Source organism: Olleya sp. Ti.3.14 (assembly GCF_038154885.1).
GTDB lineage: Bacteria > Bacteroidota > Bacteroidia > Flavobacteriales > Flavobacteriaceae > Olleya.
Window position 1 is genome coordinate 238,402 of record NZ_JBAKAO010000001.1, and the last position, 14,012, is coordinate 252,413.

15 protein-coding genes are annotated in these 14,012 nt (G+C 31.7%); 2 read left to right on the top strand and 13 right to left on the bottom strand.

What is annotated here, in order from left to right; genetic code table 11:
* Positions 1-178 precede the first annotated feature (178 nt).
* The 10 genes from V6251_RS01055 to V6251_RS01100 all read right to left on the bottom strand — a co-directional run bounded on the left by V6251_RS01055 (position 179) and on the right by V6251_RS01100 (position 10,560).
* Positions 179-1,237: an NAD(P)-dependent alcohol dehydrogenase gene (locus tag V6251_RS01055; protein ID WP_341586608.1), complete on the bottom strand. Its 1,059-nt coding sequence runs from the start codon at positions 1,235-1,237 to the stop codon at positions 179-181.
* Between the two features lie 2 nt (positions 1,238-1,239).
* Complete coding sequence (locus V6251_RS01060; RefSeq protein ID WP_341586609.1) at positions 1,240-1,665, bottom strand: OsmC family protein; 426 nt, start codon at positions 1,663-1,665, stop codon at positions 1,240-1,242.
* A gap of 26 nt (positions 1,666-1,691) precedes the next feature.
* On the bottom strand, positions 1,692-2,786 hold the full coding sequence (locus V6251_RS01065; protein WP_341586610.1) for an alkene reductase: 1,095 nt from the start codon (positions 2,784-2,786) through the stop codon (positions 1,692-1,694).
* Between the two features lie 83 nt (positions 2,787-2,869).
* The gene (locus V6251_RS01070; protein ID WP_341586611.1) at positions 2,870-3,448 is read right to left on the bottom strand and encodes a Crp/Fnr family transcriptional regulator; all 579 of its coding nucleotides are present in this window, start codon (positions 3,446-3,448) and stop codon (positions 2,870-2,872) included.
* A 136-nt stretch (positions 3,449-3,584) separates the two neighbouring features.
* Complete coding sequence (locus V6251_RS01075) at positions 3,585-4,466, bottom strand: carbohydrate kinase family protein (protein WP_341586612.1); 882 nt, start codon at positions 4,464-4,466, stop codon at positions 3,585-3,587.
* Positions 4,467-5,960: a mannitol dehydrogenase family protein gene (locus tag V6251_RS01080; RefSeq protein WP_341586613.1), complete on the bottom strand. Its 1,494-nt coding sequence runs from the start codon at positions 5,958-5,960 to the stop codon at positions 4,467-4,469.
* A 13-nt stretch (positions 5,961-5,973) separates the two neighbouring features.
* On the bottom strand, positions 5,974-6,942 hold the full coding sequence (locus V6251_RS01085) for an ABC transporter permease (protein ID WP_341586614.1): 969 nt from the start codon (positions 6,940-6,942) through the stop codon (positions 5,974-5,976).
* A gap of 19 nt (positions 6,943-6,961) precedes the next feature.
* Positions 6,962-8,485, bottom strand: a complete 1,524-nt coding sequence (locus V6251_RS01090) for a sugar ABC transporter ATP-binding protein (protein WP_341586615.1) — start codon at positions 8,483-8,485, stop codon at positions 6,962-6,964.
* 18 nt (positions 8,486-8,503) lie between these two features.
* Positions 8,504-9,568, bottom strand: coding sequence for a substrate-binding domain-containing protein (locus tag V6251_RS01095; RefSeq protein WP_341586616.1), 1,065 nt, complete (start codon positions 9,566-9,568; stop codon positions 8,504-8,506).
* An 89-nt stretch (positions 9,569-9,657) separates the two neighbouring features.
* Positions 9,658-10,560: a hypothetical protein gene (locus tag V6251_RS01100; RefSeq protein WP_341586617.1), complete on the bottom strand. Its 903-nt coding sequence runs from the start codon at positions 10,558-10,560 to the stop codon at positions 9,658-9,660.
* 231 nt (positions 10,561-10,791) lie between these two features.
* Here V6251_RS01100 and V6251_RS01105 point away from each other — a divergent pair, with 231 nt between their 5' ends.
* Entirely contained in the window at positions 10,792-11,529 is a 738-nt protein-coding gene (locus V6251_RS01105) for an NUDIX hydrolase (protein ID WP_341586618.1), read from the top strand.
* 80 nt (positions 11,530-11,609) lie between these two features.
* Here V6251_RS01105 and V6251_RS01110 read toward each other — a convergent pair whose 3' ends face one another.
* Complete coding sequence (locus V6251_RS01110; RefSeq protein WP_090841006.1) at positions 11,610-12,065, bottom strand: cold-shock protein; 456 nt, start codon at positions 12,063-12,065, stop codon at positions 11,610-11,612.
* A gap of 204 nt (positions 12,066-12,269) precedes the next feature.
* Complete coding sequence (locus tag V6251_RS01115) at positions 12,270-13,190, bottom strand: EamA family transporter (protein WP_341586619.1); 921 nt, start codon at positions 13,188-13,190, stop codon at positions 12,270-12,272.
* A 90-nt stretch (positions 13,191-13,280) separates the two neighbouring features.
* On the opposite strand from V6251_RS01115, the gene V6251_RS01120 reads away from it, so the two are divergent.
* Positions 13,281-13,553, top strand: a complete 273-nt coding sequence (locus V6251_RS01120; protein WP_145001736.1) for a DUF3817 domain-containing protein — start codon at positions 13,281-13,283, stop codon at positions 13,551-13,553.
* Between the two features lie 28 nt (positions 13,554-13,581).
* Here the strand turns inward: V6251_RS01120 and V6251_RS01125 are convergent, their stop codons facing one another.
* The gene (locus V6251_RS01125) at positions 13,582-13,971 is read right to left on the bottom strand and encodes an acyl-CoA thioesterase (protein WP_292945255.1); all 390 of its coding nucleotides are present in this window, start codon (positions 13,969-13,971) and stop codon (positions 13,582-13,584) included.
* Positions 13,972-14,012: the final 41 nt, after the last annotated feature.

Consider the following 14,012-nt stretch of genomic DNA (forward strand, 5'->3'; position numbering starts at 1 on the left):
TTCTACACTTCAAAGGTGAAACTATATACTATCTTATTATAAAGCGATAGACGTTTGAGGGTTTTAACTATACCAAATCGGGTAATCTATCGACGAGAATTTTTCGGCTTTAGCCTAAAAACAAAAACAGCCTCTAAATAACTTAGAGGCTGTTTTTTATATAATTAAAAAAAGTGCTTTAATTTTTAAGCGATTTCATGTCAATTACAAATCTGTATTTAACATCGTTACTTGTAACACGATCATATGCTTTATTAATATCTTGCATATCGATAAGTTCAATATCACTTGTAATATTATGTTCTCCACAAAAATCTAACATCTCTTGTGTTTCTTTTATACCTCCAATTAAAGATCCAGCAATACGTTTACGACCCATAATGATATTTCCTCCATGGAAAGGTTCCAAAGCTTCGATAGCACCAACTAAAACCATTGTAGCGTCAATTTTTAATAAGCCTAGGTAAGGATCCATTTCATGTCCTACAGGAATAGTATTTAAGATAAAATCAAAACTTCCTTGGTGTTTTTTCATATCCTCCTCATCTTTAGATACTAGCACTTCATGAGCACCTAGCCTTTTTGCATCTTTACCTTTTTCTGGAGATGTTGTAATCATTACAACGTGAGCTCCTAAGGCATTTGCAAATTTAACTCCCATGTGACCTAATCCACCAAGACCAATAACCCCAACTTTATCTCCTTTTTTAACTTTCCAATGACTTAATGGAGACCAAGTAGTAACACCTGCACATAGTAAAGGTGCAGTTGCAGCTTCGTCTAAATTCTCAGGTATACGTAATACAAATTTTTTATCAACCACTACTGACGATGCGTATCCACCATATGTTTGTTTACCTTCAATATGTTTATCTGGACTGTTGTAAGTCCACGTTGCACCTTTTTCGCAAAATTGTTCTAAATCCTGATCACATGATGCGCAAGATTGGCAAGAGTCTACTAAACATCCTACACCTACTAAATCACCAACTTTATAATTGCTAACTGCTGATCCAACCTCTGTAACACGACCAATAATTTCGTGTCCTGGTACTACAGGATAAGTTGATCCTTTCCAATCGTTTCTAACTGTATGGATATCACTATGGCAAACACCACAATACGTAATATCAATTTTTACGTCGTCTGTACCTACAGCACGTCTTTGAATATCTAAAGGTTTTAAATCTTCGGTTGCTGAAGTTGCACCATATGCTTTTACTGTTGTCGTTGCCATTTTTATGCTTTTTTAAGTGTTACTTTAAGTTCTATCTCTGTATTCAATACTTTGGAAATTGGACATACTTCCTTTGCTTTGTGTGCTATTTGCTGGAATTGTTCGGCGTCAATTTCTGGAACATCACCTTCTAGGTTTAGTGTTATTTTAGTAATTGCTCCATCCTCAAAAGTGACCGTAGCATCTACGTCCAAACTTGTTGCTGTAAAATTGTCTTCGTTTAATAAAAAGCTTAATTGCATTGCAAAACATCCTGCATGTGCTGCTCCTATTAACTCCTCTGGGTTTGTTCCTTTTTCACCATCTTCAAATCTGGTATGAAATGAATAGGCTGTTTTATCTAAAACTTTACTTCCTGTGGTTAAATTACCTTGTCCATCTTTACCACTTCCCTTCCATTCTGCATTTGCTTTTCTTGTAAATTTCATCTTGTTTGTTTTAAGTTAAACTTTTATTATTTACATGCTTTTGGATAATCTGTATATCCTTTTGGACCTGTTGTGTAAAAGGTGTCCTCATCCCATTCTGCCAACTCTAAATTGTTTTCAAAACGCGCTACTAAGTCTGGATTTGAAATAAACAATTTACCGTAAGCTACTAGATCTGCATCACCATTCTCAATAACTTTATTACCCTTTTCTTGGTCAAAACCTGCATTAATCATAAGTGTACCGTTATATAATCGTCTAAAATGTTTTGCGATTTCTTTGACAGCATACGGAATATCCGAAACGTCTGTAAATGGTTCTGATAAGTGGACGTAAGCTAGGTTGTATTCGTTTAGTTTTTTTATAATATATTCAAAAGTAGGTATCGTTTCCTCATCCATGGTCATTCCAAAAAGACCATTTAAAGAAGGGTTAAAACGTGCTCCAATTTTTTCCTGCGGAATTACTTCTTTTATAGCATCTAAAACTTCAAAGAAAAAACGTGTTTTATTCTCTATGCTTCCACCATATTCATCTGTTCTATTATTAGAAGAATTATTAAAAAATTGATGAAATAAATAACCATTTGATGAATGAATCTCTACTCCATCAAAACCTGCCTTTACTGCATTTGCTGCAGCATCTTGAAAATCTTTAACCGTTTGTTTAATCTCTGCAATGGTCATCGCTTTTGGAGTAACAGTATCTTTAAATCCTTCTGGCGTATATGATTTTGCGTTTGGATTTAAAGCTGAAGACGAAACTGGTAAATCACCATTATGAAAGTCTGGATGTGACATACGACCAACATGCCATAATTGAATAAAGATTTTTCCGCCTTTATCACGTACGCGTTTGGTTACTTTTTTCCAACCTTCTACTTGCGCATCTGTATGTATTCCTGCAGTATTGATGTAACCTACAGCTTTATTTGATACTTGAGATCCTTCAGTAATTATTAATCCTGCAGATGCACGTTGCTCGTAATACAATCCATGCAAATCGTCTGTTGGTATGTTACCATCGTTATTAGCACGACTTCGCGTCATAGGTGCCATAACTACTCTGTTTTTTAAATTTATGTTTTTGTTATATGGTATTAATAAAGGTTGTTTGCTCATGTAAAAATATGTAATGTATTAATTATTACAAACTTACAAATCACTTCCTTCAATTTAATTGATCTATATCAATTAGGACAGTTTTAACTTTTTAGCTGCTTCCGTACCCTACTTAGGTTTTCTGGAGATACACCTAGGTAATTGGCTATATCGTAATTAGGAACACGATTTTCAATATTTGGGTAAGAAATACAGAATTCAATATAACGTTCTTTAGTATTCTTTTCAAGAGTTGACAAAATACGTTTACGCTGTGCAATAAAGGCTTGCGTTATTAATACTCTGAAATAGCGCTCAAAAATTGGTGCTTTTGTGTATAACTCTTGCAGCACGTCGTAGTTTATTGCCAATAGTGTGGCGTCTTCAATAGCTTCAATATATAAGATGGATGAACCCTGATTATAAAAAGCATCAAAATCTCCAATCCACCAATTTTCAATAGCAAATTGAATAATATGAATACCACCTTTATCGTCAATGTAATATGCTTTTAGACAGCCTTTAACAACAAAATATTCATGCTTAACATGTGTGCCAGGTTTTAGTAAAAACTGCCCTTTAGATACAGATATTTGATTTAAAGCAGCATTAAATAATTTAATATCCTCCAAACTTGGAGATACGTGATTATTTATGTGATTTATGATAGCAGAATACATCATACAAAGATGCTAAAAATTTAAATAAATATCAATGGAATTATTGAGCTTTAAATGAATAAAAAAAGGCTTTATGTAAACATAAAAGCCTTATCAACTACTATCAATCAATTCAAAAAAAATAAAAACGTAAAATAACTTAAGGGTTAATAAACGTATTAATATCTTCCATACTAAATTTAGGATTAGCACCTTGACTTCCCGCAACCAATGCTCCAATAGCACATGCATAATTAATGGCGTCTTGAGGATTGTCACCTTTAAGTAATTTGCTTATTAGCGTAGCTAAAAATGAATCTCCTGCACCAACAGTATCAACGACCTCTATATGGTAACCACTATTGTAATAAAAGGTATCATTAAAATATAAAATTGCGCCATGACGTCCTTTTGTTACACAAATAGTTTTGGTGTTTGTATGATCCGCTAAAAATTTAATATTTTGCTCTAAAGAATGTGTTTTGGAATTTAATGTTTCTCCTATTTCAAAAATTTCTTCATCATTAAATTTTATAAAATCAGCTTCATTCATTAAATGATTTAAAACCTCTTTTGTATAATATGGCGCTCTTAAATTTACATCAAATATCTTGTACTTTGCATATTTTAAGAGTTGGTATAAAGTCTCTCTGGAGTTTTCATCTCTTGCAACTAAACTACCGTAAATAAAAGCATCAGCTTGTTGTGTTACACTTTTATTGAGCGATGTAATTTGAATATTATCCCAAGCTCTAGGAAACATAATATCATAAGAAGCAGAACCTTTTGCATTAAGCATTACTTTAACCTTACCAGTTTTTAACTTAACATCCACTTGTAAATTATCGATATTTACGCCTTGACTTGAAATGAAATCTTTTATTTTATTGCCTTTATTATCGTCTCCAATACTACTTATAATTGATACATTATTCTCTAAAGACTTTAAGCGTAATGCGACATTTAAAGGTGCTCCTCCAATTTTTTTATGTGAAGGAAAAACATCCCATAACACTTCTCCAAAACAAACTATATTTTTCATTTATATTAGTTTAATGTTAGCGTTTAAATCAAATACACATTGCTCCAAACCATGCTTTAAAATATCATTATATGCTGTTGTGTAAGCTTCAACAAATGGCTTTGAGTCTTTTAATGAACCAAAAATTGCTTCTATTTCTAAAAAGGCTTCTGGATTAGCAGTGCTTTCCAATGCTTTTGCATGTAATACCGCTTGCATAGCATCTTTTATTATTAAACCATTTCCTTTCTCATCTTTACCTAAACTATATATAGCCCAAGCAGCTACAACAAATGCAGCACTAGTAATATCACCTTTATCTTGTAATTGTGCGTTTACTGTCGGTAATATAAAAATGGGAAACTTAGCCGAACTTTCTGAACAAATACGATCAATTTGATCTTTAATATTGATATTTCCGAAGCGCTCTAACAACGATTGTTTATAAGCATCTAAATCAACACCTTCTAAATCGCCTAAAGTTGGTGTCACTTCTTCATCCATATAATGCATTAGAAAAGTTCTGATATTTGGATTATTGACCGCTTCATCAATGGTATTATAACCCATTAATGCACCAAAAATTCCTATTACTGAATGACCAGCATTTAATAAGCTTAGTTTCATTTTTTCATATGGCACCACGTCTTTTACAAACTGCGCTCCAACATTTTCCCAAGCAGGTCTTCCTTCAATAAAATTATCTTCTATAACCCATTGTTTAAAAGGCTCGCAAACTACTGGCCAAGCATCATGAATTCCTGTAGTTTTAATTAATTTTAATATATCCTCTGGTGTCGTTGCTGGTGTTATCCTATCTACCATAGCGTTTGGAAACGATACGTTTGACTCAATCCAATCGATTAAATCTGGCTGAGCTTTGCTAACATAACTTAGTAACATCATTTTTGTCATGTGACCATTACCTTGAATGTTATCGCATGACTGAATAGTTACACCTTTTAAACCTCTAGTTTGTCTTAATTTTAAGGCTTGGGTTATGTATCCAAAAATGGTTTTTGGCACATTTGGATTGTTTAAGTCATGCTGAATTAAAGGATTGGTAAAATCGAATGTTTTATTCGCTTCGTTGTAATTATAACCACCTTCAGTAATCGTTAATGATATAATTTTTACTTCAGGACTTGCCATTTTTTCGATAACCGCTAATGGATTCTCTGGTGCATATAAATACTCGACTATCGATCCAATAATACGATTGGTATGTGTACCATCTAATTCTTTAACTATTAAAGTATATAATCCGTCTTGCTCGTTTAACGTATTATAAATTCTGCTATCAAAATCTAATAACGCAATACCGCATATTCCCCAATCCTTATTACTTAGATCTTCTAATAACTGGTCTGTATAAAAAGCTTCGTGTGATCTATGAAAACCACCAATACCAACATGTACTATTCCTGTCTTTATGGTCGTTCTATCGTATTGTGGTACTGTAATTCTTTCAGATATATTTGAAAGATTTTCAGCGTTTAATTTGTAATTTTTCATCTTAATAATTTTATTATTTACTCTCAAATCTTTGAAGTAATACTGCAAAAATGATTATGGCTCCTTTAACAACTTGCTGAGGATAAGAAGGTACATTCAGTAAGTTTAAAATGTTTCCTATTAATCCTAAAATAAGCACACCCATTAACGTATTAATAGCAGTCCCTTTACCACCATTTAAACTAGCTCCACCAATCACAACAGCTGCTATAGCGTCTAACTCCCAAGACATACCCATATTTGGTGACCCTAAATTAGTTCTAGATGCTACAATTATAGCTGCAGTAGCTGCTAAAGCACCAGAAATAGCGTATACTAAAAACTTGTATTTGTTAACTTTTATACCTGATAAACGTGACGCTTCCTCGTTACTTCCAATAGCTATAATTAGTCTTCCAAAGACGTTATAACGTAGCATAACCATGGCTGCTATAACAATTAGAAAAAAGACAATTGCTATATTTGGTATTCCTAAAGTAGCGTTGTTTGCAAAATTTGACATGTGTACACCTCCCGCTGTTTTAAAAGTAACTGGAGAGCCTTTAGAATATATAAACCCTAATCCTCTTGCAATAGTCATTAAAGCTAATGTTGCAACAAAAGGCGCCATTTTTTGATAGGCGACAAGATATCCCGAAATACTACCTAAACCAAAACCTATTGCAATGGTTAATACTATTGCTAATGGTGGTATGACTAGGTTTATTAGAATAGCGAAAGTAACCGCCAACAAAGCCACCATAGACCCTACAGATAGATCAATACCGCCTGTTAAGATTACGATTAGCATTCCAATACTAATAATACCAATACCTGAGACTTGTTTCAATAAATTAGACAAGTTTACTGAAGTAAAGAAAACATCAGATATTAACGCTGAAAAGATTACTAATAAAATAAAAATAAATATAGTATTATACTTTACTAAAAACTTAAGAAAACCACCTGGGCTACTAAGTTGTTGTTTTAATGTTAAAGCCATAACGTGAAATTTTTAATATTTAATTGTGTTGTTTTAATGCCTTACCAATAGAGTAACGCAGTATGTTTTCTTCAGAAAATTGATCTTTTTGTAACTCGCCATAAATGGTCCCTTCATGCATGACTAGAATACGATCGGAAATACCCATTATTTCGGGCATATCTGATGATATTACAACCACTCCAACGCCTTTTTTAGCGACTTCGTTTATTAGGTTATAGATTTCTATTTTAGCTCCAACGTCCACACCTCTAGTAGGCTCGTCAATAAAAATTACTTTACTATCTATACTTAACCATTTAGCTAAGGCTACTTTTTGCTGATTTCCACCACTTAAGTTTTTAACATCAATCTCAGAACTTGGTGTTTTAATATTTAACTTCTCAATTAAGCCTAGCACTTTTTTATATTCGCTGTCCACATTAATAAATCCTAATTTTCCTGAAATGGATTTAAAATTAGTGACACTAACGTTTCTTCTTATGGATAATGGTAAAAACACACCTTCTTCCTTTCTGTCTTCAGAGACAAAGCCAATTTGATGGGCAGCAGCATCTACCGGAGATTTTGTTTTTATCTCTTTACCATTTAAAATTAAAGTTCCAGATATTTTTTTGTCAGCTCCAAAAATAAGTTTTGCAGTTTCTGTTCTTCCACTCCCTCCTAATCCAGCAATACCAAGGACTTCTCCCGGACGTACTGAAAATGAAACATCATGCACTATAGTGTCTTTTGCAGTTAGATTTTTAACTTCAAAAATAGGTTCTGTACCAATTACCGCATCTCTAATAGGAAACAAATCTTTCAATTCGCGACCAATCATTAAACGTATAATACCATCCGTATCTGTATCCTTAACAGCCATACTTCCTGTATCAACACCATCTCTAAGTACTGTAACAGAATCTGCTATTTTAATAATCTCGTCTAAATGATGAGAAATGTATATTATTGAAATTCCTTGATCTCTTAATCTAAAAAGGTTGTCAAACAGTTTTTTTGTATCTGTAGGATCAAAAACAGTTGTTGGCTCATCTAAAACCAATACTTTAGTGTCTTCAGATAATGCTTTTGCAATTTCGACTACTTGTTTTTGGACTATACTTAAATTTCTAACTTTTGCTGAAGCGTCAATTGTAAATCCTAAAGAGTCTATTAAAGCTTGAGCATCTTTAGTAATCTTATCCCAATTCATCCAAAACTTACTTGCTCCTAATTTGTGTAAATAGATGTTTTCGGCAACAGACAAATCATTAACTAAAGACAACTCTTGATATACCACACTTATGCCTAAAACCTGACCTTCATGTGTGTTTTTAGGATTAATTTCTGTCCCATTTAAGCGAACAGTACCAGAGTCTTTATGATGTACACCACTTAATATTTTTATAAGTGTTGATTTTCCTGCTCCGTTTTCGCCTAATAAAGCATGAATTTCTCCTGGTTTAACTTTTAAAGTCACATCTTTTAATACGGAAACAACACCAAAACTTTTGGATATTCCTGACATTTCAAGACGATATTCATTTTTTAAGTTTTTCATATCAATGGATATTAGCTATTAAAATAAAGCATCAGGATTGTAATATTTAGCAGCGTTTTCTTTTGTAATTAATAAAGGTGCTGTATAAGATTTTTTATCAAAATCACGTTTTCCGTTTATATATTCTATTGCATATTTAACAGCATTTTTACCAATTTGCACTGGACTATTCATTGCAGTACAACCATAAAAATCAGTTTCCATAATGTACTTAATAGCTTCTTTTTGTCCATCAGCACCAGCAACTATTAATATATCATCTGTTTTACCAGCCTGTTCAATAGCTTTAATAGCACCTAACACACACACATCAGACTCAGTGATCACCACATTAATATCTGGATGAGCTACCAAAATATCTTCCATAGCTTTTAAACCACCTGCATAAGACCACTCTGTATACGCTTGGGTTTTTACATTTAAATTAATTTTTCCTTGCGTACGTAATTGCTCCTCTGTTATACCTTGTAACAAACCTTGTTTGCGTGTGCGTCCAACAGGGTTTCCTGCGTTACCACTTAACAAAGCAATATTCATTGGTGTGTTACCCATTTTTTTAGCCAACCACTCTCCTGCTAATGCGCCATTTTCCAGATTATTAGATTGAATGGTTGTTACAAAATCTGCGGAAGAGTTTATAGAACTATCAATTATAAAAACCGGAATTCCTGCAGCTTTAGCTACTTTTGTAATCCCAACCAAAGCATCTGGATCTTTTGGATTTAATAAAAGGGCATCAACACCTTTAGTTATTAAATCCTCAACCGCAGCAATTTGCTTGGTGATATCATCTTGACCGTCTGCTGATAAAAAAATCATACCGTTTTTTTCTGTAGTAGATTTTATACTTTGTAGCAAAGCTTGGTAGTAAGGCGCATTTAATGATGGTGTGCAGTAGCCTATTTTTTTACCTGTAAGATCTATAGCGCTACTAAAAAGCGCTCCTTCTACCTCTGCACCAGTTGTTTTATTTTGACTTGCGTCTAAATGCTCTACACAGCTGTATAGCGATAGATTAAATAAGATAACCAACAGTGGCATACTTATAAATTTTAGTCCGAATTTTAAGTTTTTTATTCTCATGATTTTAAATATTACTTAAAGATTTTTGTCTTTTTATGTAAGTTAACACTTTATCGTTATACATTAATTATTACTGATTTAGCTTTAATTTAAAACAATGTTATATCTAATTGTAACACGGTCTTTTCTTGTTCTGGATTCCACATTGCAGTAACATCCACTGGTATATTATAATTACTGATTTTAAGCTTTTTACTAAAGGTAGCACCAACATTAATGATATTACCAGATCTTTTTGTATAAAAAGTTTTATCTGTAATAAAAGACCATGCACCTCCAGCAAATAAAGACAAGCTTGAAGATTTGTTTTGCCACACTTTACTATTAATTTCAAAATAATGTGTCCACGAGTTTTCTAGGTCACCATTGGATTGCACTTGATAATCACCAGAACCTCCATTAATAATTGTTGCTAAATACAATAACGTATTAGGCGTAATATTGTAACCAAAATTTAAATCCACAAAATTATAACCTTGTGTTTTATCATAACTCCAATAGTGAAGCTTATCTCCTCTTTCTTCTACACCTGTATAATTATTATGTGATACTGCTTCAATAAAAAACTTATCTGAAAAACGGTATTTGGTATAAATTGAAAACTCTTTATAGTAAGCACTTTCATTTTCGTTAGTGTTAATGTTTTTTACATCTACTGAAGAAAAACTTGCTCCTCCCCAAAAACCAAAAGTAAACTTCTTGTTTTTTGAATTATATTCTAAGTTAGCAGTAAATAATGCTCCTGGATGGACCACAAAACCATGCCATGTGTGCATATTCTTTACATGCGCACCTATACTAAATGGCTCATAATCCTGCTCTGTATCTTCTACATTATTTTGGTTGTCTTCCTCTAGCACTTCTTGATTTTGAGAAAAAACATCTGGAACAACACTAAGCATAAAAAAACCAAACAATAATAATAGTCGTAGATTTTTATTACCAAGCTTTTCAGACTTTATAGTATGTTTGGTTAATTGGCTAATTGTCATTTTATTATGTTTTAAAATTCAGCATATTTTTAAACGTCATAATTACGTTTGTTTTTCAAATGTATCATAAATAATTTATAAAAACCTAATAATTCGCAAAAAAAAATATGTTATATTAACCTTTATATGTGCTATATTACCAAAAACTTAAGTATATTGTATTGGATACACATATATTATTTAACGTAACAAAGACGTTAACGTGCCTATTTTAATAAATGAAGTAAATCTATGAGTACAGAAAAAATATTAAACCTATCGGTAGATTGTGTGGTATTTGGTTATGACACCAACACCAAGTCGTTGAATGTTTTATTAATAAACCGATTTTTAAAATCTAAATTAACTGAAGAAATTTTGGTTAATGATTTTGTATTGACTGGATATCATGTATATAATGACGAAACTTTGGACGATACAGCCACTAGAGTTTTAAAAGAATTAACAGGATTAACAAATCAATACAAAAAGCAGTTTAAAGCTTTTGGAGATCCAGATCGATTAACAAATCCAAAAGACCTAATTTGGATTGAAAATGAAGCTTTTAATTTAAGAACAATAACAATAGCTTATTACTTTTTACTTAAAACAGAAGATGTTAATTTAGAAAACAACACCTTCAACCCAAAATGGTTTCCTGTTAACACTTTGCCTGAAATAGGTTTTGATCACGAAAAAATAATATTGGAAGCTTACGAAGATTTAAAAGTTAAATGCTTATCAGAGCCGATTATTTTTAAATTACTTCCTGATAAATTTACAATTAATGAAGTACAAGATCTATATCAATCTATCTTAGGCATTGAAATAGACAATCGCAACTTTAGACGCAAGCTAATTAACAAAAAATACATTATTGCTTTAGATGAAAAGCAAGTTGGCGTATCCAAAAAACCTTCACAACTTTATATGTTTAGTATGGATATATATAATAAAATGTTTAGTAAAAATTATTTGATAAGCATCTAGAATTTATATTGTAATTTTTTTAATAAAAAAAAACCCATTAAGATTATTCTTAATGGGTTTATAATTTAAATTATGGTCGATTATATTTTTTTAACCTTAACTGCATTCATCCCTTTCATTCCTCTTTCAAGCTCGAAAGACACTTTATCATTTTCTGCAATTTGATCAATCAATCCACTAACGTGGCAAAAATATTTTTCGTTGTTTTCTGTATCGATAATAAAACCAAAACCTTTAGATGTATCAAAAAATGATACTTTCCCGTTTCTTACTGGATCTTCTTCCTCTCCTTCAACCTTTTTAGGAACACCTAAAACGATTTCTTCTGCATCAATCTTTTCCTTTAATTCTGGATCTGGTGGAGTATCTACCAAATTACCATTATAGTCTACATATGCAAACTGTATACCATCAGAACCACCATTAGCTTCTTTGTCAAGCTTGCGTGCCTCCATCTTCTTGCGCTTATCTTCTCTTTTCTTTAAGCGTTTTTTTTCTTTTTCACTTTTATTAAATGTTTGTTGCGATTTAGCCATTAGCGTTATTAAATGTGTGTTTTAAATGAATTCATTTGTCAGAAAGTAATTAAAAGCTATGTTCTGCTTAACGATTCTAAAGTACTTAAAATAAAGATTAAGGAAAGGTTTACTTACTTAAATGAGCTACAAAGATAGTAAATTTTTAAATAATTGTATATTAAGTCTTTAGGCTAATTAGCTTTTTTTATGTAACAGCCTTAATTATTGCTTTTTAAATCGTGAAAAAATGACTAATTTTTTCTTAGAGTTAATAAAATAAACTCCTGTTAATAAAGTTAATGCTGCCACTATAGATTGCATCGTAATTTGCTCGTCTAATACATACCAACCTAAAAACAATGCTATTACAGGATTTACATAGGCAGAAGTAGAAACTTTTTCTGTAGCGACCTCTTTTAACAAGTAATTAAATGCTGTAAACGCGACAACGCCTCCAAAGACAATTAATAATAACATAGACCCTTTGGCATTTAGACTCCATTTTGTTGGCGCTAACCAAGCCTCATTAAAAGCTAAACTTAATATAAATAATAAAAGACTAGCAAAAAGCATTTGATAACCTGTTGCTACAAAAAAGTTTTTAGGCAAATTAGATTTAGAAACAAAAATACTACCGTAACTCCAGCTTAATACACATGTAAATATCATTAATATTCCAATAATACTGTCCTTATTAAGTGCTAATGCTTCTTGACTTACTAAAAGATACATACCTATAAAGCCAAAAATGACACCAATAATAGATTTAGTTTTAATTTTAGAACCATGCAATATTCGCATTAAAAATATAACAAATAATGGTTGTGTAGCTGCTATTAATGCTGCAAAACCGCTATCTACATACTTTAAGGCCCAAACAAAGACTCCATTACCATACACCAGAAATAAAAATCCAGCAAAAGCTGAATTTAATAATTGTCTTTTGTTGGCTTTAAGTGATATTTTTAAAAATTTGGCAATTATAAAAATCAATATTCCAGCACTAAAAAATCTTATTCCTGCTAAAAAAAATGGCGCGACTTCTGACACCATAATTTTATTTAACAAATATGTAGAACCCCAAATAAAGTAAATAGAGAAAAAAGCAAGTACAATTAATATTGATTTTCTAGTACTATCCATACGATTAATTTTAAACGAAATTAATGATTAATCCTATATAAATGGTAATTAAAAAAAACAATAATTATCTTTGTAAAAAAGACAAATATTATGCTTCAAACATTTCGTATCGTTGCTTTATTAGAAGGTGTTTCTTACTTATTATTAATGGCTGCTGCTATTTACAAAAGACTTCCAGATGGTGACGATTATTACGTCCAATTATTAGGAATGCCACATGGTTTATTATTTGTTGGATACATTGCTCTAGCTTTTTTAATTAAGCCAGAACAAAAATGGTCAAATAAAGTCTTTGGTATTGTATTATTGGCGTCCATATTGCCTTTTGGTACTTTTTACGTAGATAAAAAATACTTAAAATAAGTTTGCAATAGTGTGATGCACTAAAATACTAATTTGACAATCTGTCTTTTACAAACTCAATTTTAGTTTTTCCGTGTGGTTTTGAATTACCATCCTTGTCTAGATTGACCATAATAATATTATCTACTGTAATTATGGTTTCTCTGGTGCGCATATTTCTTACTTCGCAATTTAAAGATATTGAGGTACTTCCAAATTTTTTAACTTCCATACCTATTTCAATTATATCACCTTCAACAGCCTTACTCATAAAGTTAATTTCGCTCATGTATTTGGTCACCACTTTATTGTTTTCTAACTGTATTATTGTATAAAGTGCAGCTTCCTCATCAATCCAAGCTAACAATTGTCCTCCAAACAATGTTCCGTTAGGATTTAAATCTTCGGGTTTTACCCATTTTCTAGTGTGAAATCTCATGTTTTTCTCTTTTAATCAAAGATAAAAAATCTTGATTGTTA

What these genes read in the sequence shown, in the direction of transcription:
- V6251_RS01055 (WP_341586608.1), bottom strand. Translation starts at nt 1,237, where the DNA reads ATGGCAACGACAACAGTAAAAGCATATGGTGCAACTTCAGCAACCGAA.
- V6251_RS01060 (WP_341586609.1), bottom strand. Translation starts at nt 1,665, where the DNA reads ATGAAATTTACAAGAAAAGCAAATGCAGAATGGAAGGGAAGTGGTAAA.
- V6251_RS01065 (WP_341586610.1), bottom strand. Translation starts at nt 2,786, where the DNA reads ATGAGCAAACAACCTTTATTAATACCATATAACAAAAACATAAATTTA.
- V6251_RS01070 (WP_341586611.1), bottom strand. Translation starts at nt 3,448, where the DNA reads ATGATGTATTCTGCTATCATAAATCACATAAATAATCACGTATCTCCA.
- V6251_RS01075 (WP_341586612.1), bottom strand. Translation starts at nt 4,466, where the DNA reads ATGAAAAATATAGTTTGTTTTGGAGAAGTGTTATGGGATGTTTTTCCT.
- V6251_RS01080 (WP_341586613.1), bottom strand. Translation starts at nt 5,960, where the DNA reads ATGAAAAATTACAAATTAAACGCTGAAAATCTTTCAAATATATCTGAA.
- V6251_RS01085 (WP_341586614.1), bottom strand. Translation starts at nt 6,942, where the DNA reads ATGGCTTTAACATTAAAACAACAACTTAGTAGCCCAGGTGGTTTTCTT.
- V6251_RS01090 (WP_341586615.1), bottom strand. Translation starts at nt 8,485, where the DNA reads ATGAAAAACTTAAAAAATGAATATCGTCTTGAAATGTCAGGAATATCC.
- V6251_RS01095 (WP_341586616.1), bottom strand. Translation starts at nt 9,568, where the DNA reads ATGAGAATAAAAAACTTAAAATTCGGACTAAAATTTATAAGTATGCCA.
- V6251_RS01100 (WP_341586617.1), bottom strand. Translation starts at nt 10,560, where the DNA reads ATGACAATTAGCCAATTAACCAAACATACTATAAAGTCTGAAAAGCTT.
- V6251_RS01105 (WP_341586618.1), top strand. Translation starts at nt 10,792, where the DNA reads ATGAGTACAGAAAAAATATTAAACCTATCGGTAGATTGTGTGGTATTT.
- V6251_RS01110 (WP_090841006.1), bottom strand. Translation starts at nt 12,065, where the DNA reads ATGGCTAAATCGCAACAAACATTTAATAAAAGTGAAAAAGAAAAAAAA.
- V6251_RS01115 (WP_341586619.1), bottom strand. Translation starts at nt 13,190, where the DNA reads ATGGATAGTACTAGAAAATCAATATTAATTGTACTTGCTTTTTTCTCT.
- V6251_RS01120 (WP_145001736.1), top strand. Translation starts at nt 13,281, where the DNA reads ATGCTTCAAACATTTCGTATCGTTGCTTTATTAGAAGGTGTTTCTTAC.
- V6251_RS01125 (WP_292945255.1), bottom strand. Translation starts at nt 13,971, where the DNA reads ATGAGATTTCACACTAGAAAATGGGTAAAACCCGAAGATTTAAATCCT.